Origin of the sequence: Streptomyces sp. NPDC060002, from assembly GCF_042737245.1 — a bacterium.
Taxonomy (GTDB): Bacteria; Actinomycetota; Actinomycetes; order Streptomycetales; family Streptomycetaceae; genus Streptomyces.
The window spans coordinates 1-20,813 of sequence record NZ_JBHWUW010000039.1 but is presented as its reverse complement, the minus strand read 5'-3'; the positions used below and the strand labels follow the sequence as shown (position 1 = coordinate 20,813).

Sequence of the window (20,813 nt, the reverse complement as noted above, 5' to 3'; positions counted from 1 at the left end):
CGCGTGCGGGACGTCGTCGTTCGGAGCCGATCAGCCGGTGGTGATCAGCCCGTGGTGATCAGCCGGTCGTGACGGCGGTGTCGTCCACGACGAAGCTGGTCTGGAGCGAGGAGTCCTCGACGCCCGAGAACTTCAGCGCCACGGTGGAGCCCGCGAAGGACCCGAGGCTGAAGGACTTCTGGACGTAGCCGCTGGCGGCGTTGAGGTTGGAGTAGGTGGCCAGCGTGGTCGTCCCGGCGGTGACCGTCAGCTTGTCGTACTGGGTGCTGGTGGTGGTCTCGGCCGTGTCGACGTGCAGGTAGAAGGTGAACGTGGTGTTGGTGCAGCCGCTCGGGATCGTCACCGACTGCGTCAGCGTGTCGGTGTGGGTCGACCCGTAGCCGTCGAGCCAGGCCTTGTAGGAGCCGGTGCGGGCCGCCTGGCTGCTGGAGTTGGTGATCACACCGCTCGTCGCCGTCCAGGTGGTGCTGCCCGACTCGAAGCCCGCGTTGCCCAGCAGCTGCGTGGCGGTGCAGGACCCGCCGCCGCCGGAGGAGCTGACGGTCCAGGTGAAGGCCGCGGTACCGGTCGCGCCGGTGCTGTCGGTCACCGTGACGGTGGTGCTGGAGGAGCCGGCCGTCGTCGGCGTGCCGGAGATCAGGCCGGTCGAGCTGCTGATCGACAGGCCGGCGGGCAGACCGGTCGCGGCGTACGTGAGCGAGCCGCTGTTGGTGCTGCTGGCGGAGATCTGCAGGCTCACCGCGGTGCCGACCGTGGCGGACTGGCTGCCCGGGTTGGTCACCGAGACACCGGTCGACGGGACCGTGATGTGGCTGCCGACGTTGATGCCGGCGAAGGCGTTGCCGACTCCGGCGTACTGGGCGGAGCTGGAGCCGTACAGCGCCGTGGCCGCGCTGAGGGCGGCGGTGCGGGCGCCCGCGTAGGTGGTGCTGGACGTCATGTACGTCGTCAGCGCCTTGTACCAGATCTGAAGGGCCGCGGCCCGGCCGATGCCCGCGACGGCGACGCCGTCCGAGGTCGGGCTGTTGTAGGTGACGCCGTTGATGGTCTTGCTGCCGCTGCCCTCGGAGAGCAGGTAGAACATGTGGTTCGCCGGGCCCGAGGAGTAGTGGACGTCGAGGTTGCCGACGCCGGAGTACCAGCTGTCGGCGGAGCCGCCGTCCTTGTCCGGCTCGTCCATGTAGCGCAGCGGGGTGCCGTCGCCGTTGATGTCGATCTTCTCGCCGATGAGGTAGTCACCGACGTCGGAGGAGTTGGCCGCGTAGAACTCCACGCCCGTGCCGAAGATGTCGGAGGTGGCCTCGTTCAGGCCGCCCGACTCCCCGGTGTAGTTCAGGTTCGCGGTGTTGGAGGTGACGCCGTGGCTCATCTCGTGGCCCGCGACGTCCAGCGAGGTCAGCGCGTGGGTGCTGCTGGTGCCGTCGCCGTAGGTCATGCAGAAGCAGTCGTCGTCCCAGAAGGCGTTGACGTACGCCGTGCTGTAGTGGACGCGGGAGTAGGCGGCGACGCCGTCGTTCTTGATGCCGCTGCGGCCGAAGGTGTTCTTGTAGAAGTCCCACGTCACCTGGGCGCCGTAGTGGGCGTCGACGCCGGCGGTCTGGGTGTTGGAGCCGGAGCCCGTTCCCCAGGTGTCGTCGGCGTCCGTCATCAGGGTGCCGGTGCCGGACGTGCCGTTGCTGAGGCTGTACGTCTTGTGGGTGCCGCGCGTGGTGTCGTTCAGCTGGTACGTCGAGCCGGACAGCGTGGTGCCGATGGTGACGGTTCCGCTGTACTGGCTGTTGCCGGTGCCGGTCTGGACGCCCTCGAACTGGGACAGCTTCGCGCCGGTGGCCGCGTCGGTGATGACATGCAGCTTGCTCGGCGTGCCGTCGTCCTGGAGACCGCTCACCACGGTCTCCCAGGCGAGCTTGGGCGTGCCCTCGCCGGCCCAGATCACCTTGCGCGCGCTCTGGGCGGCGGGGTTCTGCGCGTCGAGCGCCTTGGCGGCCGTCAGGGCCTTGGTCTGGGCGGCCGTCTTGCTGTACGTGGCGGTCGTGGACTTGACGGAGACGGTACGGCGGTTGTTGTTGAAGGTCGTGCTCACCGTGCCGGCGGCCAGCGAGGCCGGGGGCGTGTGCACGACGAGGTCGCCGCCGAGGACGGGCAGACCGGCGTAGGTGCGCTCGTAACGCGTGTGCAGGGTGCCGTCGTTGTCCTTGACGACGTCCTTGACGACCAGCTTCTCCTGGGCGCCGAGTCCGAGCGACTCGGCCGTGTCCGTCGACTTCGCCTCGGCGCTCTTGATCAGCGTGGTGCGCTGGGCGGGTGTGAGGTCGGCGGGCAGGCCACCGGCACGCACGGGGCTGGGGTGGGGGGCTGCGGGCAGCGCGGTCGCCGGAACCGTCTGGACACCGAGGGCCACGAGTGCGGCGGTGGAGAGCAGGGCCGCTCCGACCGTGGTCCGCTTGCGGGGGTTGGGTCTCACTCGTTCTCCTACTGCGGCGGCCGTGGGGAACGGCCGGTGACAGACCGGGCAGACGGGTGTGCTGTCCGGGACGAGCTGAGTTGTGCGGGACCGTAAGCAAGGGAAGGCAACTTGCCGCTGGTGCGCGGTAGTTGGGTGGGAGAATGGCAGGGTTGACAGTGGCATGTCAGCCCAAGCCGGACGCTTCAAGGGTTATCCCTCGGTGCCGGGCGGGGCGGGGGCCCCACCCCCCGGCCTGACTGTGAGAAGGCTGTGCGCCAGCTGTACCGGCGGGCGAGGCCGGGCCGGTCGGGCCGGTGTGCGCCGCCCCGGCCGTGGGATCATCAGCAAACAGACAAAGGGGATCCCTGCGAAAGCGGTGGGCGGCGTGGTGGCCGGGTGGGAGTGGGACGAGTTGTTGTTCGCGGGGACCGCCGCCCACTACCGGCGCGGGCGGCTCCCGTACGCCCCGGGGCTGGCGGACATGCTCGCCGAGGCTCTGCGCCTCGACGGACGAGGACGTGACCGAACTCAGACCCGCCCGGCGGGCGCCGCCGCGGTGGGCGGGACGGGCGTCCGGGCTGCCGGCAGGAGATCCCGGCCTCCGCGCGCACTCCCATGTCCATCGGCGCAGCCGGGCGGAGTTCCGCTCAACTCCCTTTATTCTCAGCGGCTTTCACCGTTTTCCCTGATCTCCCCGGATGCTTCCCGCTGCCCGGGTCGCACAGGTACGATCACGCCCTCGCGAGGGGGTTGACTCATGAACAATGCCGAGATCGGTGGCGGGTTGAGACCGCTGGGGCCCGACGACCCGCGGGAGGTGGCCGGTTACCGGCTGCTCGCCAGGATCGGCGAGGGCGGCATGGGTTCCGTCTACCTCTCCCGCACGCGCGGCAACCAGCCGGTCGCCCTGAAGGTGATCCGCCGGGAGTACGCCCAGGACCCCGAGTTCCGCCGCCGCTTCGAGCAGGAGGCGACCTCCGCCCGGCGCGTGCAGGGCTACCACATCGTCCCCGTCGTCGACCACGACACCACCGGGTCCCAGCCCTGGCTGGCCACCACCTACGTCCCCGGCCTCGCCCTGGACCAGATCCTCGCCGGGCACGGGACGCTTCCGCTGCCCACGGTGTTCCAGCTGACCGGCTGCGCGGCGGAGGCACTGCACGCCGTGCACAAGGCCGGTGTGATCCACCGGGACCTGAAACCGAGCAACATCCTCATCGGCTCCGACGGGCCGTGGATCATCGACTTCGGCATCGCGCGGGCCGCCGACGCCACCCAGCTCACCCGCAGTGGCGGGCTCATCGGCACCCCGCAGTTCATGTCGCCGGAGCACGCGGGCGGGCAGGACCTCACCCCGGCGACCGACGTCTTCTCGCTCGGCCTGATCGCCGCCGTGGCCGCGACCGGCCGTCACCCCTACGGCGACTTCGGAGCCATCACCCTGGCCACCAGGATCGCCAACACCGGGTTCCGCCCGCCGGATCTGACGGCTTATCCCGAACCGCTGCGCGCCCTCCTCGAACGCACCCTGACGGCCGACCCCGCCGCCCGCCCCACTCCTCCCGAACTGGCCGCACTGTGCCAGGAGTCGAGCGAACGCCCGCTGCGGGACTTCACCGGCTGGCTGCCCGCCCCGGTCGCGACGGGCATCGCCGACCGGGAGCGACTCGCCCGTGAGCAGGCCCGGACCGAGCCCGGACCCGATCCCGCGAGCGGCTCCACGACCGCGGCGGGCGCGGCGACGCCGCCGCCCGGTTCCGCGGCGCCCGGCGGATACACGCCGACCCATGTCCCCCGGCCCACCGAGCCGCCACAGCCGCCCACCGCCCCTTCCTCCCATGGAGCACCGGCACCGTCCTTCTCCGCCCCGCCCACGACCCCGCCCCCCAACTCGCCCGGCGCCACGCTCCCCGCTGCGGCGCAGGCCCGCAGGCGGACCCTGCTCACCGTCGGCGCCGCCGCGCTGGCCCTGGTGGTCGTCGCCGCGGCCGCGTGGGTCTTCACCCGCGAAGACGACAAGGGTGCCGACGCGAAGGGCAGCGGCGGACAGGCCACCTCGTCGGCCCCCGTCACGTCGCAGGCCCCCACCGACACCGCGGCCGGGTCGCCCGCCGAGAGCCCGGCGCCGAGCGGCTACACGGAGATCTTCGAGGACCAGGGGCTCACCCTGCGCGCCCAGTTCACCTCGGGTCGCAGCTCGTACACCAACGTCGACCTGGACACACCGGAGATCGACCCGCACGCGAGCAGCTCGACCGCGGGAGCCGAGCTCCAGTACGCGGAGTGGGGCACCACCCACCCCCTGCGCTTCGTGACGACCACGGGAAAGAGCGCGGGCACCACCCCCGAGGAGTGCGCCGAGGGCGCGGCGACGAACGCGCTGCCCGCCGAGCTCGCCGACGACAGCCAGGTTCAGGAGCTGACCAAGGGCACGGTGCTGTGCACCGTCACCGGCGAGAACAATCTGGCGATGCTGGAGATCAGGGACGTCGTCGCCCGGGAGGACGCGGAGGGCTACAAGGGGCGCGACTACGTCCTCGCGCTGACCCTGTGGAAGGCGAACTGACCCGCCGTGACGGTGACGGGATCTCCCGCGCCGGTGTTCAACGCGAACTCGACTGCCGACTCTCAGGAAACGCTTGCTTTCAGCACTCCCCTACTTGTAGACAATCCTCCACGAACAGGCGTCACTCTGGGGGAAGTTGATGATGGAAGGCACGATAGACGGCTTCCGGTACGGGGTGGTGACTCCGGTGGCGGCCTTTGTGATGGCCTGCCTGGGAGGTGCTCTGGGGCTGCGCTGCATCGTCCGAACGCTGCTCAACGGCGGTTCCTGGAAGCCGGGTTGGCTGGCGCTGGGGGCCGCGTCGATCGGCTGCGGCATCTGGACCATGCACTTCATCGCCATGATCGGCTTCCAGGTGGAGGAGACACGGATCGGCTATCACGTCGGTCTGACCGTGCTCAGTCTCGCGGTCGCGGTCGTGGTGGTCGGCGTCGGCGTGTTCATCGTGGGCTACCGGGGCGCCGGCCGAGGGTCGTTGTCGCTCGCGGGGGCCGTCACGGGCGTCGGGGTCGCCGCCATGCACTATCTGGGCATGGCCGCATTGCAGCTCAACGGCGACATCGAGTACGCCCCGCGCACGGTGGCGCTCTCGGTGCTGATCGCCGTGGTGGCCGCGACCGCCGCCCTGTGGGCGGCCGTCACGATCCGCGGGTTCCTGACGAGTCTGGGCGCCAGCCTCGTGATGGGCGTCGCCGTGTCCGGGATGCACTACACGGCGATGGCCGCGGTCAGCGTCCATGTGCACGGCGCGAGTTCGTCGTGGGCCGGTGACAGCCCCACCTCGCTGCTGCTGCCGATGCTGATCGGACCGGTGATCTTCCTGTTGATGGCCGGGGTGGTGGTGATGTTCGATCCGCTGCTCGTGCTCGGCGACGGCGAGTGGAACCGGGCCGCCCGGGCGGGGCGGGCCGGTACGGCGGAGGAGGCGGTCAGCCCGCCTGCCGCCCGTCGGTCGTGGAGCGGTGGGTGAGGGGCTCGCGCAGGCCCAGGTGTTCACGGAGCGTCCGGCCCGTGTACTCGGTGGGGTAGACACCGCGTTCCTGGAGTTCCGGGACGAGCAGGTCGACGATGTCGTCGAGGCCGTCCGGAATGAGGTACGGCGTCACGTTGAAGCCGTCGACGGCGCCGTGCCGTACCCAGTGGGCGAACCGGTCGGCGAGCCCGGCGGGCGTTCCTACGTGGCCGCGCTGCGGTCCGAGGGCGATGACGGTCTCGCGCAGCGACCAGCCGTGCGCCTCCGCCTTCTCGCGCCATTCCGCGGCCACCTCGCGCGGGTCGGCGACGCGCCGGGCGCCGAAGGAGCCGTCGTTCTCGGCGAGGACCGGGTCCTCCTTGGGCAGCGGCCCGTCGGCGTCCCGGTCCGAGAGGTCGAGGCCCCACAGCAGGCCGGCGACCCCCAACGCGGTTGCCGGTGTGACCTGTTGGAGGCGTATCCAGTGCTTCTTCTCCAGTGCCTCCGCCTCCGTCGCCCCGATGATGATCTCCGTGCCGGGGAGGATGCGCAGATCGTCCTCGGGCCGGCCGGCGGCGAGCAGCCGCCGCCGGAGGTCCTCGGCGAACGCGAGCGCGTCGTCGAAGTCGTTGCCGTGCGCGGAGAAGACGACGTCGGCGTTGCGGGCGGCGAAGTCGCGCCCCTCGCCGGAGTCCCCGGCCTGGAAGATCACCGGGTGGCCCTGGCCGCTGCGGGGCAGGGTGGGCACGAGGTCGACGTCGAACTGCGCTCCCCGGTGCCGGACCCGGCCCACGGCTCCCGGCGCCGCCCAGGCGGGGGCGCCCGCGGCGCCGGAGACGGCGCCGTCCGTCCAGCCGTCCCACAGGGCGCGGGCCACGGTGAGGAACTCCTCGGCGCGCCGGTAGCGGTCGGCGTGGTCGAGATAGCCGCCGCGCCGGAAGTTGGCCCCGGTCCAGGCGTTGTCGGTGGTCACCACGTTCCAGCCGGCACGGCCCTCGGACAGCAGGTCGAGGCCGGAGAGCCGGCGGGCGAGGTCGGCGGGTTCGTTGAAGGTGGTGTTGGAGGTGCTGACCAGGCCGATCCGGTCGGTGACGGCGGCCAGCGCGGCGAGCTGGGTGATGGCGTCGGGCCGTCCGGCGACGTCGAGTTCGTGGATCAGTCCGTCGACCTCGCGCAGCCGCAGCCCCTCCCCCAGGAAGAACGCGTCGAACAGGCCCCGCTCGGCGGTCTGGGCGACCCGCCGGAAGTTCGCGGGGTCGATCTGGGAGCCGCTGGCCGGGTCGGACCAGATGGTCCAGTGGTTGACACCCTGGAAGAAGACGCCGAAGTGCAGCTGGGCGTCCGGCCGGGGGACGTCGAGGGGGTCGGTGCGGGTCATCGGGTCTCCTGAAGGGCCTCGTGGTCCGGGCCGGCGGCGTAGTGGTTGGCGGGGCGTTCCAGGCCCAGGTGGGTGCGCAGGGACGCGCCGGGCAGCGGGCGCACGGCGAGGCGCCGCTCGAAGAGGTGGGGCAGGACGAGCCGGGACAGCTCCGGCAGATCCTCGTCGAGCACGAGCGGGTGCAGGCGCACTCCGTCCACGACGCCCCGCAACCGCCCGAGCAGGACGGCGAGTCCGGAGGCAGAGCCGATGTGGCGCAGCCGTCCCCGGTCGGTCCAGGGAGCGTGCTGTTCGAGGTCGGCGACGCGTTCCTCGGCGGTGGCGTGGGCCGTGTCGAGGGCGACCTCGATCTCGGCGAAGGTGCGGGGCGTTCCGGCGCCGGCGGCGGCCGCGGCGACCGCGGTGAGGTCGCGGCCCCCGACGAGGGCGACGTCGAGCCGCTCGGCGGGCACGCGGTCGGTCCGGCCGAGGACGACGAGCTGCCCCTGGGGCGGGCGCGGCACGATGGCCGGGCCCTTCACCGCGTAGGTGTCGCCGGTGAAGTCGACGTAGTGCAGCCGGTCGCGGTCGAGGTAGCGGCTGGTGGCGACGGAGCGGACGACCGCGTCGTCCTCCCAGGAGTCCCACAGGGCGCGGACGACCTCGACTCCGTCGCGGGACTCCCGGGCACGGGCGGCCTCGCCGTCGACGAGCGGGCGGCCCCAGACCCGGGCCGCCTCGGGGTGTTCCTCCTCGCCCACCACCCAGCCGCCGCGCCCGGCCGAGATGTGGTCGAGGGACGCCAACTGGCTGGAGACGTGGAAGGGTTCGGCGTACGTGAGCGGCACGACGGGCGCGATGCCGACAACGCTGGTCGACGCGGCGAGGAACGCGGCCCGCTCCACCGACCCGATGCGGCCGACGACGTCGGGGGTGCCGCCGGGCGGCAGCGCGCCGTCCTCCAGGGTGATCAGGGTGAACCCGGAGTTCTCCGCGGCGGCGGCGACGCGGGCCACCCGGCGTGGGGTGAGCAGATGGTCGGGCGAGTGGGCGGCGCGGCGCCAGGCCACGGGGTGTGCGCCGTCGCCGTCGAGTTCGACGGCGAGCCGCAGGGCGGGACCGGACAAAGGGAGTTCCTTCCGGGGCACGACGAGTCGACCGGCCCGACGGGCCGGCGGGGGTCAGCGGCGTGCGGAAGGACAGACGGCGGAGGCGGTACGGCAGTAGTCGACATGCCGTCGGGTGATCAGCCGCGCGCCCGTGCCGACACCGTGCGGTGTCGTGCCAGGTGCGCGCATCGGGGGCCTCCGCCCTTCGTGACAGATCGCTTCAACCTACGTGGTCGGCCCCGGAAAGTGTCAAGGGCATTAGATGCCGGTGCATGAAGTCGGCACGGGTGGACTCCTGCCGCGCTGTGGATCATTGCTACGGTGCACCGGTGTCTGACTCCTCACGCGATACCGCCGAAGGCGCCGGCTGGGTCGGGGCCGACCGAGGCGCCTACCGGCAGCTCATGCCGGACCGGACCGAGAAGATCTCGTGGCTCGATCCCAGGATGCTGTGGGCCGCCCGCAACGGCGTGCTGGCGTCGTGGTTGGGGGACCCCACGGGCCGTACCCGCAGCCGCCTGGTGGCGCAGCGGGCGGCGGCCGGCGCACCCGAGGACAAGGTGATCCGGCGCACGGACCCGGACAGCTTCTCCTTCATGGTCATCGGCGACACAGGTGAGGGCGACGATCCCCAGTACGCCGTCGTACCCGGGTTTCTGAGGGCAAGTCAGGGCACGTCCTTCGCCGTGCTCGCCAGTGACGTCATCTATCCGGTCGGCAGCGCCGACGACTACGGCACCAAGTTCTTCCGCCCGTACCGTGACTACCCGGCGCCCATATACGCGATACCGGGCAACCACGACTGGTACGAGGATCTGGGCGCGTTCATGCGGGTCTTCTGCGGCGACGCCCCGCCCCTGCCCGCCGAGCCCGCGCCCCGCCCCCTCAGCCGCGCCCGGCTGCGCTCCCTGCTGTGGCACCGGCCGCGCGCGCACGACGGTCAACGCCTCGCCCAGGCACGCGCGTTGAGGTCCGCGACGGGCCAGCGGGCGGTGCAGCCCGGGCCGTACTGGGCTATCGACGCCGGTCCGGTGCGCGTCATCGGCATCGACACCGGGCTGCTGGGCAGGCTCGACGCCGAACAGGGCGCGTGGCTGCGCGCGGTGTCGCAGGGCCCGCGCCCCAAGATCCTCGTCACCGGCTCGCCCCTCTACGTCGACGGCGAGTACCATCCGTGCCCCATCGAAGGCGGTGGCACCGTCGACGACATCGTCAGCGCGTCCGAGCACCACTACGTGGCGGCGATAGGCGGCGACATCCACAACTACCAGCGCTACCCGGTGCGGCTGGCGGACGGGCGGACGCTGCAGTACGTGGTCTCGGGCGGCGGGGGCGCCTTCATGCACGCCACGCACACCATCCCCCGGGTGTCCGTCGCCGGCGTGGCCGAAGAGGACTTCCGCTGCTATCCGCTGCGCGGTGACTCCCTCGCCTTCTACAGCCGGCTCTACGGGCGCCGGCTGCGGCTGCGCCGCTTCTTCGCCCTCACCGAGACCGAGGCCCAGGCGGTGGTCGCCGAGCGGCTGGGCATCCCGCCGACCCGCACACCGGGCCCGGAGGTCAGGGTGACGCGGCGGATCCGCCTGCTGGCCGGCCTGCTGGGCACCGGGAGCCGTCCGGAGCGCCGTAAGCGGTTCCGGCTGCCGGTGCGCAAGATCTACACCCAGCTCTTCTCGCCGAGCTCGGTGACGTACAGCCCGCCGTTCTTCAAGTGCTTCCTGCGGCTGGACGTCACACCGGAGTCGGTCCGGCTGCGCTGCTTCGCGGCCACCGGGAACCGCGCGCAGGAACTGAACCCGCCGGTCGAGGACGAGGTCACGATCCCGCTGGTCTGAGGCCGCCTGCGACGATCGGCGCAGAACACCTGTACGGCCGTACCCGCCGTCGAACCATGGAGGAGCCCCCGTGCCGTCGACCTCACGCCCCTTGCGCAAGCTGGGCTTCCTCACCATCGGGCTGTTCGACGCGGACGATCCGGGCCGGGGGCACGAGACCACGCTGGAGATCATCGAGCTGGGTGAGCGGCTCGGCTTCGACAGCGCGTGGGTGCGCCACCGGCACCTCCAGTACGGCATCTCCTCCCCTGTCGCCGTCCTGGCGGCCGCCTCGCAGCGCACCCGGCGCATCGAACTCGGCACGGCGGTCATCCCGCTGGGCTGGGAGAACCCGCTGCGCCTGGCGGAGGACCTGGCCACCGTCGACATCCTCTCCGGGGGCCGGCTCAACCCGGGGGTGAGCGTCGGCCCGCCGATGCACTACGAGCAGGTCAAGGAGGCTCTGTACCCGGACACCTTTGAGGCTGAGGACTTCGGTTACGAGCGGGCGCGGCGGCTGCTGGACCTGGTGCGGGGCAAGTCCGCCACCGACTTCAGCGGGGTCGAGGGCTTCGAGGCCACGCGGCGGCAGGCGCATACGGAATACAGCTCCGACCGGGTGCAGCCGCACTCCCCCGGTCTCGGCCGCCGTCTGTGGTACGGCGGGGGCAGCCTGGGTTCGGCACGGTGGGCCGGTGAACACGGCATGAACTTCCTCACCAGCAGTGTCGTCAAAGCCGAAGGCCCGGACGACATGAGGGACTTCGCCGAGATCCAGGTCTCCCACGTCCACGCCTTCCGCGCCGCCCACCCCGACGGCGAGGCAGCCCGTGTCTCCCAGGGGCTCGTGGTCGTCCCCACCGACTCCGCCTCACCCGAACAGCGCGCGAAGTACGAGGAGTTCGCGGCGAAGCGGCTCCCCCGTACGACCTCGCCGCAGGGCCCGGCCCGGCTGCTGTTCGCACCGGACCTGGTCGGCACCTCGGACGAGATCGCCGAACGCCTGCACACCCACGCCGCGTTCCGCGAGGTCGACGAGGTCGCCTTCGCCCTGCCGTTCACCTTCGGGCACGAGGACTACGTACAGATCCTCACCGACATGGCGACGAAGCTGGGCCCGGCACTGGGGTGGCGGCCCGGCGCCGGCGTCTGAGGGCGCTCACCAACGGCCCGGCTCGGTTCCCGTCACCGGCTCGGACGGCCTGCCGTCCACACCGACGGGGACCTCGCCGGTGAGCATCACCCGGTGCATCGTGCGGGGGAAGCGCAGATGCGCGTTGTCGCTCGGCGCGAGGTGGATGGTGGCACGGTTGTCCCAGAAGGCCACGCTGCCCGGTTCCCAGCGGAAGCGGACCGTGTACTCGGGACGTGTCGCCTCCTGCAGCAGCATGTCCAGGACGGCCCGGCTCTCCGCGCGGGAGAGGTCGGTGATCTGCTCGACGTAGTAGCCGTTGACGTACAGCACGCGCTCCCCCGTCTCGGGGTGGACGCGTACCAGGGGGTGGACCGAGGCGACCTGGTGGTCGAGGAGATGGCGGACGTACGCGTCGTCGCCGGGGCGGGGCTGGTAGCCGACGCCGAGCCGGTGCTCGGCGCGCAGCCCGGCCAGGAACTCCCGCAGGGGCGCGGAGAGTCCGGCGTACGCGGCCGCCAGGTTGGACCAGGTGGTGTCACCGCCGTAGGGCGGTACGGTCTCGGCGCGCAGGATCGTCGCGGCCGGCGGGTCGACGCGGGCGCCGTGGTCGCAGTGCCAGCCGCGCAGGAGGGTGTGCCGGCGGCGCCGGAGCCACTCCTCGTGCTCCATGTCGAACTTCCCGCCCAGTTCGAGGCGGTCGGCGGTCGTCTCGATCTCCGGGAAGTCCGCCGGCGAGGCGCTGCCGCGCCTGCGCAGGACGACGGGTTCGCCGAACCGTCGCGCGAACGCCACATGTCCCGCGTGGTCGAGGCGCTGCCCGCGGAAGAACACCACCTTCCAGCGCAGCACCGCCGACCTGACCACGGCGACCTGGGCGTCGTCGAGTCCCGCGGCCAGGTCGACGCCCTCGATCTCGGCGCCGATGTGTCCGGCGACCGGCTTCACCTGCACCCCGGCCGCCCGCGCGGCCTCCTCGGCCCTCGGGTCGTCGAAGGGGGTGGCCCGGCTGTCCGTCGTCATGCGTGCTCCGCTCGTCTTCACTCGTCGTCCGTCACGGCTCCGGGAAGATCGTGACAGCGAACCGACGGCCTGGCGACAGGGCGTCGGACACCCTGCGCCGACTACGGACGCCCCGCCCCGCGGCCTCCGGTTGATCGATCCCCGCCTCATCGGTGAGGCTGGTGGGACGACACGGACGACACAGTCGAGGAAAGGTCCCCTGGTGAGCACCATCCCGGAGTACACGCTCAACGACGGTACGAAGCTCCCGGCCCTGGGGCTGGGCACCTGGCCGATGGACGACGCGGAGGCGGAGCGGTCGGTCGCCGAGGCGCTCGGGCTGGGCTACCGGCTCGTCGACACGGCGACGAACTATCGCAACGAGAGCGGGGTCGGGCGGGGCGTGGCCCGGGGCGGGGTGCCGCGCGAGGAGCTCGTGGTGGCCACGAAACTGCCCGGCCGTCACCACGGATACGAGGAGACCCTCGCCTCCTTCGAGGAGTCCCGGCAGCGGCTCGGCCTCGAGTACGTGGACCTCTACCTGATCCACTGGCCGCTTCCCCGGGTCGACAGGTTCGTCGACTCCTGGCGGGCCATGATCAAGCTCCGCGAGGACGGCCTGGTCCGGTCCATCGGTGTCTCCAACTTCACCGCCGCGCACATCGAGCGGCTGGAGAAGGAGACGGGCGTACTGCCGTCCGTCAACCAGATCGAGCTGCACCCGCTCTTCCCGCAGGACGAGCTGCGCGCCTTCCACGAGGCCAAGGGGGTCCGCACGGAGAGCTGGAGTCCGCTGGGCCGCGGTTCGGCGCTCCTGGAGGACCCGGCCGTCGTCTCCGTCGCCGAGTCGCTGGGCGTGACGCCCGGCCAGGTCGTCCTGCGCTGGCATCTCCAGCTCGGCGCGGTCCCCATCCCGAAGTCGTCCAGCCCCGAGCGGCAGCGCGCCAACCTCGACGTCTTCGGCTTCGAACTCGGTGCGGCGCAGCTGGCGGCGATCGCGGAGCGGCCGCACCGGCGGCTGGGCGGCGACCCCGAGGTGCACGAGGAGTTCTGAGCGCTGACGGCAGGGTCCGGCCCGTCGGCGCCGCTCTCCGGGGCGGCACGGTCCAGGAGTGATCACCCGGGCTCCAGCGACTGCTCCGCCCAGATCGTCTTGCCCCGGTCCGTCTGCCGGCTGCCCCAGCGCTGGGTGAGCTGCGCGACCAGCAGCAGACCGCGCCCGCCCTCGTCGAAGGCGTGGGCGCGGCGCAGGTGGGGGGAGGTCGAACTGCCGTCGGAAACCTCGCAGATGAGGCTGCGGTCGCGGATCAGGCGGAGCCGGATGGGGGGTGCGCCGTAGCGGATGGCGTTGGTGACGAGTTCGCTGACGACGAGTTCGGTGACGAAGGCGGCCTCCTCCAGGCCCCACGCGGTCAGCTGCTCGGCCGCCGCCTGGCGGGTGGCGGCGACCTGGGCGGGGTCCGGCTCGACGTCCCAGGTGGCGACCTGGTTCACGCCGAGCGCCCGGGTCCGGGCGAGCAGCAGGGCGACGTCGTCGCTGGGCTCTGCCGGCAGGACCGCCTTGAGCACGGTGTCGCAGAGGGCGTCGAGGGTCGCGGCGGGTGCGGTCAGGGCACTGCACAGCTCGCCGGTGACGCGGTCGACGTCGCGGTCGCGGTCCTCGATCAGGCCGTCGGTGTAGAGGGCGACGACCGCGCCTTCGGGCAGCTCGAGTTCGACCGCCTCGAAGGGCAGTCCGCCGACCCCGAGCGGGGGGCCCGTCGTCATCCGGACCAGCTCCGCGCGGCCGTCGGGCAGCAGGAGGGCCGGCGCGGGATGGCCGGCGGCGGCGAGGGCGAGACGGCGGCTGACCGGGTCGTAGACGGCGTACAGGCAGGTGGCACCCAGTTCCGCGACCTCGTCGTCGCCACTCTCCTGGTAGCCCGCGAGGTGGGTGACGAGGTCGTCGAGGTGGGTGAGCAGTTCGTCGGGCGGCAGATCCACGTCGGCGAGGGTGCGTACGGCCATGCAGAGCCGGCCCATGGTCGCCGTGGACGGGATGCCGTGTCCGACGACGTCGCCGACGACGAGGGCGACCCGGCTGCCGGAGAGCGGGATGACGTCGAACCAGTCACCGCCGATGCCGGCCGTGGAGCCGCTGGGCAGATAGCGGTGGGCGACCTCGACGGCGGCCTGTCCGGGCAGGCCGCGGGGCAGCAGGCTGTGCTGGAGGGCGAGAGCGGTGGTGCGTTCGCGGGCGAAACGGCGGGCGTTGTCGATGCAGACGGCGGCCCGGCTGGCGAGTTCCTCGGCGAAGACGGCGTCGTCGGCCTCGTAGTCGTCGGGATGGGCGATACGCACGCCGACCAGGACGCCCAGGGTGGTGCCGCGGGCCCGCAGGGGCACCGCGATCACCGAGTGGACCCCGCTGCGGAAACGACGGCCCTCGGGAGCGCGCGCGTTGCGTTCGGCGAGCCAGCTCATGAAATCGGGCTCGCCCGCCTGGAGGCGGACGGCACGCCCCTCCCGCAGGGCGCGGGCGGGCGGACTGAAGGGCGGATGGGCGTCGTTCTCCCCGAGGCGGACCGCGGCCTCGGGGGTGCCCACGTGCCCGGAGCCGTGGGCGACGCGGCGCAGCACGATCTCGCCGTCGGGCACCGGAGGCGGTTCGTCCGCGCCCAGGACCCACTCGAGCAGGTCCACGCTGGCGAAGTCGGCGAACTGCGGCACGAGGAGCTCGATCACCTCCTCGGCGGTGCCCACCACGTCCAGGGTGGTGCCGATGGAGGCCGCCGCCTCGTTCAGCAGGGCGAGCCGCTGCCGGGCCCAGTACTGATCGCTGCTGTCGAAAGCCGCCAGGGCGACCCCGGTGACGGCTCCGGAGTCCTCGCGGACGGGCCACATCTCGATGCTCCAGGCGTGTTCCCGGTTGAGGGAGGGGGCTCCGGTGAAGCTCTCGTAGCGCACCGGGCGGCCGGTCTCGGCGACGTGGCGCAGATGCCAGTCGAAGCCCCGGCTGTGCTCGGCGTCCTCGACGGTCTCGGGAAAGTGCCGGCCGAGCAGGGCCTCCTCCGGTACACCCATGACCTTGCACGCGGTCTCGTTCAGGCGCACATAGCGCTGCCCGGGGTCGAAGACGGACATCGACATGGAGGCCTGCTGGAAGGCTCGCCCCGCCAGCGTCGGTTCCGGGGCCGCGGGCAGCTGCGCGGTGAGGGTGAACCCGGTGGGACGGGCGTCGGCGCCGAGCACCGGGCAGGCCGTCACGACGAGGGTGACGGGCCGGCCGTCGCGGTGGCGCACGACGACGGGGCCGGTCCACTCGCCGGCCGCACGTCGGGGCGGTTCCCCGGCGAGCAGGTCGGCCGCGGCCCGGCCCACGGCCTCCTCGGCCGCGTGGCCCGTCAGCAGACGGGCACCCTCGCTCCAGCCCGTCACGATGCCATGAGCATCGATGACCGCCGCAGCGACGACATGCTCCATGTCGTCCAGAATGGTCCCTTTGTTCCGACGCATCAACCGCGACGGGCCGACCGGGGCGCACGGCGCTCCCCGGGCTCCCCGGTCCCGGCCTGCCTGGCCTGCCCGGCCGTCCCGCTCCGGCGCTCAGCCGCCGTGGGCGCGCAGCGCGTCGAGGGCGCGGTCGGCGTGGGTGTTCATCCGCAGCTCGCTGCGGACGACCTCCAGGACGGTGCGGTCCTTCCCTATGACGAAGGTGACCCGCTTGGTGGGGGCGAGGGAGAAGCCGCGCTTCACGCCGAACCGTTCCCGTACCGACCCGTCGGCGTCGGACAGCAGCGGCATGCCGAGCGAGTGCCGTCCCGCGAACTCCTGCTGGCGGTCGACGGAGTCCCCGCTGATCCCGACGGGCCGGGCGCCGACGGCGGCGAACTCGGCCGCCAGGTCGCGGAAGTGGCAGGCCTCGGCGGTGCAGCCCGCGGTCAGGGCGGCGGGGTAGAAGAAGAGGACCACCGGCCCTTCGGCGAGCAGGTCGGTCAGGCTGCGCACCGTGCCGGTCTCGTCCGGCAGCGCGAAGTCCTCGACGAGGTCGCCGGTCTCCAGAGCCTTGGTCATGACCGTCCCTCCGTGATCTTCGCCTGGCCGGCGTTGTCGGCGACGTTGCGGGCCCACAGCACGAGGGGCACCTGGAACGGCAGCCGGGCCACGGCGGCGGCCTTGAGCGGGGTGCGGCGGTGCCGCCAGTCCCACGCCATCTTGACGTTGGCGGGGAAGACGCCGACGAAGAGTGCGGCCGTGGCCAGCGCGGCCGCCTTCCGGGTGCGCGGCAGGGCCACTCCCGCCGCCAGCACCAGTTCGGCGACGCCACTGGCATGCGTCCAGGCCCTGGGCGAACCCGGCAGCGTGCGGGGGACCATCGCGTCGAACGGGCGCGGGACGGCGAGGTGGGCCACGCCCATGCCTGCCAGCAGGCCCGCCAGGAGCAGGGGTGAGCGTTCGGACCGGGACACGGTTCCTCCTCTGATGACCTGGCGCCCGACATTACTGGAGGGTAAGCGGGGGTCCGGCGGCGGGGTCGCGGGGCGGGAGCCGGGGACGGGGGCGGTGCTCCGCCCAACTGGGCCGGGGCGCACCGCGGTTGCCGGCGGCCGAAGACAGCCTGCCGGGATGACCGTCTATCTGCTGTAGAGCCGGCCCTGGGCGCGCTCGCGGACGCCACCTCCCTGCGGACGGGTCTGCCCCCCCGCTGATACCGCCGGTGGCGGCCTGGTTCCTGCTGCGCGGGCTGCGCGAGCCGGCCCCCGCCACCGCCGCGTCGGCCGTGGACGGCCCGCGTGGCTGAGGGTCAGACGCGGGGAGCGGCGGCCGGCTGCTCGGTCTCCTCGTCCACGGCGTACGAGAGGAAGTCGTCGACCATCCGGTGGAAGAGCGTGGCGAGCTGCCCCAGTTCCTCCGGGGCCCAGTCGGCCAGCGCCAGCTGCATCCCCCGGGCGCCCGCGTCCCGGACCCGGCCGACGGCCGCGCGGCCGGCCTCGGTGAGCTGGATCCGCTGGGCCCGGCCGTCGTCGGGGTCGGGGACCCGGGTGACGTACCCGGACTTCTGGAGCTGCTGCACCGTGCGGGTCACATGGGAGGCCTCCACGCCCAGCCGCTGCGCCAGCTCCCCCGGCCGCAGCGGCTCGGAGTCGGCGACCTGCCGCAGCAGCGCCACGGCGGCGCGGTCCAGGGGGACACCGGCCAGCGTCATCAGCCGGTCGTGCTGGCGGGCGCGGGTGCTCAGGTAGGTGATGCGAGTGAGCGCGCGCTCGATCTCGATCACTTCCGGAGTCGCGACGGAGGGCAACGGGAGCGGTTCGGTGGACATGCGACCCACTTTACCATCTTGTTGCCTAACTCAAGTAAATTACCTCGCTTGCTTGACTCAAGTAATCCAGATGTGTTTGCCTAACTCAAGCAATCCGGGAGGCCGCCTTGAGCGGAGGCGGCCTCCCGGCCGCCGAACCCGTGGGGACGGGGATCGGCGCGGTCCCCGGGCCCGGCAGCCGGCACCCACCCCGCCCGGCGCCGGGCCCCGGGACGCATCCCGCCCTCCACGCACGCGCGGCCGCCCCGGCCGCTTCTCCCCCGGCCGCCTCCGTCCACCCCAACGAGCGCGGCCGGCGGGGCGTGGCGGACACCGTGCTCCAGACCCGCGGCGTCTGACGTGGGCGGCCTCCCGACACCGGTCGTCCGGGCCGGACGCGGCCCCCCGGACGGCGTCAGGGTTCCCCGAGCCCGGCAACACCTGTCTCCAGCAACCGAGTTCCCCCAGCGAGAAAGGCTCCCTCATGAGCACGATGAAGTCCGTCCGGACCGGCGGAGTCGGCACGATCGACGTCGTGGACGTCGATCGTCCGGTGCCCGGTCCCCAGGACGCGCTCGTACGGATCCGCGCCTGCGGCATCTGCGGCACCGACGTCACCTTCCTGCACATGGGCGGTATGCCCGCCCGGGCCCACCTGGGCGGCGAGCTGATCCCGGTGGCGCTCGGCCACGAGCCGGCCGGTGAGGTCGTGGAGGTCGGCGCCGAGGTGGACGGCCTGAAGGCGGGCGACCGCGTGGTGGTCAACCCGCAGGCCGCGCCCACCGGCATCATCGGCTGCGGCGGGAAGTTCGGCGGAATGAGCGAGTACCTGCTGATCGAGAACGCCGAGGTCGGAAAGAGCGTCGCCGTCTTCCCCGACACCGTGCCGTTCGACGTGGCCTCGCTCAACGAGCCGATGGCCGTGTCCCGGCACGCCGTCAACCGCTCCGGGGCGGGACCGGGCGACAAGGTCGTCGTGTTCGGCGCCGGGCCGATCGGTCTGGGCGCGGCGATCTGGCTGAAGCTGCGCGGTGTGGAGCACGTGGTGGTCGCCGACGTCATCCCCTCCCGGCTGGAGAAGGCACTGGCCGTCGGGGCGGACGCGGTCATCGACTCGGCCGAGGAGGACGTGGCCGCGCGGCTGACCGAACTCCACGGGCAGAGCGCCAACGCCCTCGGCCAGCCCCGGCCGGGCACCGACATCTTCATCGACGCGGCCGGCGCCCCGGTGGTCTTCGACACCGTGGTCCAGTCGGCGAAGTGGCACGCGAAACTGGTCATGGTGGCCGTGCAGAAGAAGGGCGAGATCGACCTCGGCGGCATGCTCCGCAGCGAGCTCACCCTCATCGCCTCCCAGGGCTACCCGACCGAGATCTTCGAGGTGACCCCGGAACTGGTCGAGCACCAGGAGCGGTTCGCCAAGCTGATCAGCCACCGCGTCCCGTTCTCCGAGGCCGGCCGCGCCTTCGAACTGGCCCTGACCCCGGGCGCGGCGGAGAAGGTCGTCGTCACGCTGGACGACTAGGAACTCCGCACGCGGGACCGCCCGTCCGGGAACGTCCACCGGCCGGCGGCCCGCGTCCTTCTCCCCACGGCCCCCTCCCCCATTACCTTTTTGGTAGCCCCGCAATGGGGCGCCCGGCCTTCGGAGTTGGCATGACTTTCTCCCCCTGTCGATCGCATGTCTTGGGGGGTGGTGTCACCGGCTCCGGAGGCATCGACAGACCGCTGATTAGGGGCATGACCACCGGCTTCTTCGCAGGCCGGGAGGCTCTTCGTAATGTGGATGTGGCGATCGGTGCCGTGGGACGGCCGGGCGAGGACGACCGAAGGACACACGTGATCGACGTCAGTGACATCGGCGCCTTCCTCGGCCTGGACGTCGGCAAGGGCGAACACCACGCCACCGCCGTCACCCCGGCCGGGAAGAAGGCCTTCGACAAGCGGCTGCCCAACAGCGAGCCGAAACTCCGCGAAGTGTTCGGCAAACTGCAGGCCAAGCACGGGACCGTGCTCGTGGTGGTCGACCAGCCGGCCTCCATCGGCGCCCTGCCGCTGGCGGTGGCCCGGGACATGGGCTGCCAGGTCGCCTATCTGCCCGGCCTGACGATGCGGCGGATCGCCGACCTCTATCCCGGCGAGGCCAAGACCGATGCCCGCGACGCGTTCGTCATCGCCGACGCGGCCCGCGTCATGCCGCACACGCTCCGCTCGGTCGACCTCCAGGACGAGACCATCGCCGAGCTGGAGATGATCGTCGGCTTCGACGACGACCTGGCCGGCGAAGCAACCCGCATCAGCAACCGCCTGCGGGGCCTGCTCACGCAGATCCACCCGTCGCTGGAACGCGTCCTGGGCCCACGCGTCCAGCACCCGGCCGTGCTCACGCTCCTCGACCAGTTCGGCTCCCCGGCCCAGATCCGCAAAGCCGGACGCCGACGGCTCATCACGTTGATACGTCCGAAGGCGCCGCGAATGGCCGAGCGACTCGTCGACGACATCTTCACCGCCCTGGACGAACAGACCGTCGTCGTCCCGGGCACCGACGCGGCAGCTCTGATCGTCCCCAGCCTCGCCAACTCGCTCCGAGCAGTGCTCGACCAGCGGAAACTTCTGGCCACCCGGATCGAGGAACTGCTGGAGAACCACCCTCTTTCGAAGGTCCTGACGTCCATGCCGGGGATCGGCGTCAGGACCGGAGCCCGCATCCTCATCGACGTGGGTGACGGCAGTTCGTTCCCGACCGCCGCCCACCTCGCCGCCTACGCCGGCCTCGCACCCACGACCCGCAGTTCCGGCTCCTCGATCCGCGGCGAACAACCGTCCCGCCGCGGAAACAAGCAGCTCAAACGGGCGTTCTTCCTGTCCGCGTTCGCAGCTCTGGCCGACCCGGTCTCCCGGACCTACTACGACAAGAAGATCAGCCAGGGAAAGCACCACACCCAGGCCCTCCTCTGCCTCGCGAGACGCCGAGCCGACGTGCTCTTCGCGATGCTCCGCGACGGCACCTTCTACGAACCCCAGCCCACCCCATCAGTTTGACGAAACCCATAGGGGCACCCCGTTATGTTTTCCGCGGTCCTGCAACGGGACCGCTGGCCTCCGGGCCCGGCATGACTGTGTCCCCCTGTCGAACGGATGACCTGGGGGGTGG

16 protein-coding genes and 1 pseudogene are annotated in these 20,813 nt (G+C 72.1%); 9 read left to right on the top strand and 8 right to left on the bottom strand.

The genetic code is table 11. The features are described from left to right. Positions 1–58 precede the first annotated feature (58 nt). Entirely contained in the window at positions 59–2,464 is a 2,406-nt protein-coding gene (locus ACFWBD_RS28520; protein WP_385672667.1) for a M4 family metallopeptidase, read from the bottom strand. A gap of 367 nt (positions 2,465–2,831) precedes the next feature. On the opposite strand from ACFWBD_RS28520, the pseudogene ACFWBD_RS28515 reads away from it, so the two are divergent. The 3 genes and pseudogenes from ACFWBD_RS28515 to ACFWBD_RS28505 form a co-directional block, all read left to right on the top strand. Continuing rightward, a pseudogene (locus ACFWBD_RS28515) lies at positions 2,832–2,966 on the top strand (SAM-dependent methyltransferase); the annotation flags it as partial. A gap of 237 nt (positions 2,967–3,203) precedes the next feature. Further along, positions 3,204–5,012 (top strand): protein kinase, encoded by a 1,809-nt coding sequence (locus ACFWBD_RS28510; RefSeq protein ID WP_385672664.1) that lies wholly within the window; start codon positions 3,204–3,206, stop codon positions 5,010–5,012. A gap of 142 nt (positions 5,013–5,154) precedes the next feature. Beyond that, complete coding sequence (locus ACFWBD_RS28505; RefSeq protein WP_385672661.1) at positions 5,155–5,982, top strand: MHYT domain-containing protein; 828 nt, start codon at positions 5,155–5,157, stop codon at positions 5,980–5,982. Here ACFWBD_RS28505 and ACFWBD_RS28500 read toward each other — a convergent pair. Further along, positions 5,942–7,342 carry an NtaA/DmoA family FMN-dependent monooxygenase gene (locus tag ACFWBD_RS28500; RefSeq protein ID WP_385672657.1) on the bottom strand — a complete coding sequence of 467 codons (1,401 nt, stop codon included), beginning with the start codon at positions 7,340–7,342 and terminating at the stop codon, positions 5,942–5,944. The two genes, ACFWBD_RS28505 and ACFWBD_RS28500, sit on opposite strands and share 41 nt — an antisense overlap. Then, complete coding sequence (locus tag ACFWBD_RS28495) at positions 7,339–8,448, bottom strand: LLM class flavin-dependent oxidoreductase (RefSeq protein WP_385672654.1); 1,110 nt, start codon at positions 8,446–8,448, stop codon at positions 7,339–7,341. Before ACFWBD_RS28495 ends, ACFWBD_RS28500 begins: the two co-directional genes overlap by 4 nt. Positions 8,449–8,759: 311 nt before the next feature. Here ACFWBD_RS28495 and ACFWBD_RS28490 point away from each other — a divergent pair, with 311 nt between their 5' ends. Next, positions 8,760–10,265 (top strand): metallophosphoesterase family protein, encoded by a 1,506-nt coding sequence (locus ACFWBD_RS28490; protein WP_385672651.1) that lies wholly within the window; start codon positions 8,760–8,762, stop codon positions 10,263–10,265. 70 nt (positions 10,266–10,335) lie between these two features. Next, entirely contained in the window at positions 10,336–11,397 is a 1,062-nt protein-coding gene (locus ACFWBD_RS28485; protein WP_385672648.1) for an LLM class flavin-dependent oxidoreductase, read from the top strand. A gap of 6 nt (positions 11,398–11,403) precedes the next feature. On the opposite strand, the gene ACFWBD_RS28480 is transcribed toward ACFWBD_RS28485, so the two are convergent. Further along, a complete protein-coding gene (locus tag ACFWBD_RS28480; protein ID WP_385672645.1) occupies positions 11,404–12,399 on the bottom strand; it encodes a TauD/TfdA dioxygenase family protein in 996 nt (331 codons plus the stop codon). 202 nt (positions 12,400–12,601) lie between these two features. Here ACFWBD_RS28480 and ACFWBD_RS28475 point away from each other — a divergent pair, with 202 nt between their 5' ends. Continuing rightward, positions 12,602–13,432, top strand: a complete 831-nt coding sequence (locus tag ACFWBD_RS28475; protein WP_385672642.1) for an aldo/keto reductase — start codon at positions 12,602–12,604, stop codon at positions 13,430–13,432. Positions 13,433–13,494: 62 nt separating this feature from the next. On the opposite strand, the gene ACFWBD_RS28470 is transcribed toward ACFWBD_RS28475, so the two are convergent. From ACFWBD_RS28470 to ACFWBD_RS28455, 4 genes are all read right to left on the bottom strand, one after another. Next, positions 13,495–15,840: a SpoIIE family protein phosphatase gene (locus ACFWBD_RS28470; RefSeq protein ID WP_385672640.1), complete on the bottom strand. Its 2,346-nt coding sequence runs from the start codon at positions 15,838–15,840 to the stop codon at positions 13,495–13,497. Between the two features lie 123 nt (positions 15,841–15,963). Continuing rightward, complete coding sequence (locus ACFWBD_RS28465; RefSeq protein WP_385672637.1) at positions 15,964–16,431, bottom strand: peroxiredoxin; 468 nt, start codon at positions 16,429–16,431, stop codon at positions 15,964–15,966. After that, positions 16,428–16,826 (bottom strand): hypothetical protein, encoded by a 399-nt coding sequence (locus ACFWBD_RS28460; protein ID WP_385672634.1) that lies wholly within the window; start codon positions 16,824–16,826, stop codon positions 16,428–16,430. The genes ACFWBD_RS28465 and ACFWBD_RS28460 overlap by 4 nt, the downstream gene beginning before the upstream one ends. A gap of 335 nt (positions 16,827–17,161) precedes the next feature. After that, positions 17,162–17,680 carry a MarR family winged helix-turn-helix transcriptional regulator gene (locus tag ACFWBD_RS28455; protein ID WP_385672631.1) on the bottom strand — a complete coding sequence of 173 codons (519 nt, stop codon included), beginning with the start codon at positions 17,678–17,680 and terminating at the stop codon, positions 17,162–17,164. Positions 17,681–17,787: 107 nt separating this feature from the next. On the opposite strand from ACFWBD_RS28455, the gene ACFWBD_RS28450 reads away from it, so the two are divergent. From ACFWBD_RS28450 to ACFWBD_RS28440, 3 genes are all read left to right on the top strand, one after another. Next, positions 17,788–18,018: a hypothetical protein gene (locus tag ACFWBD_RS28450; protein WP_385672628.1), complete on the top strand. Its 231-nt coding sequence runs from the start codon at positions 17,788–17,790 to the stop codon at positions 18,016–18,018. A gap of 125 nt (positions 18,019–18,143) precedes the next feature. Continuing rightward, positions 18,144–19,184 carry a zinc-binding dehydrogenase gene (locus tag ACFWBD_RS28445; protein WP_385672625.1) on the top strand — a complete coding sequence of 347 codons (1,041 nt, stop codon included), beginning with the start codon at positions 18,144–18,146 and terminating at the stop codon, positions 19,182–19,184. A gap of 314 nt (positions 19,185–19,498) precedes the next feature. Further along, positions 19,499–20,701 carry an IS110 family transposase gene (locus tag ACFWBD_RS28440; RefSeq protein ID WP_385672622.1) on the top strand — a complete coding sequence of 401 codons (1,203 nt, stop codon included), beginning with the start codon at positions 19,499–19,501 and terminating at the stop codon, positions 20,699–20,701. The last annotated feature ends 112 nt before the right edge of the window (positions 20,702–20,813 follow it).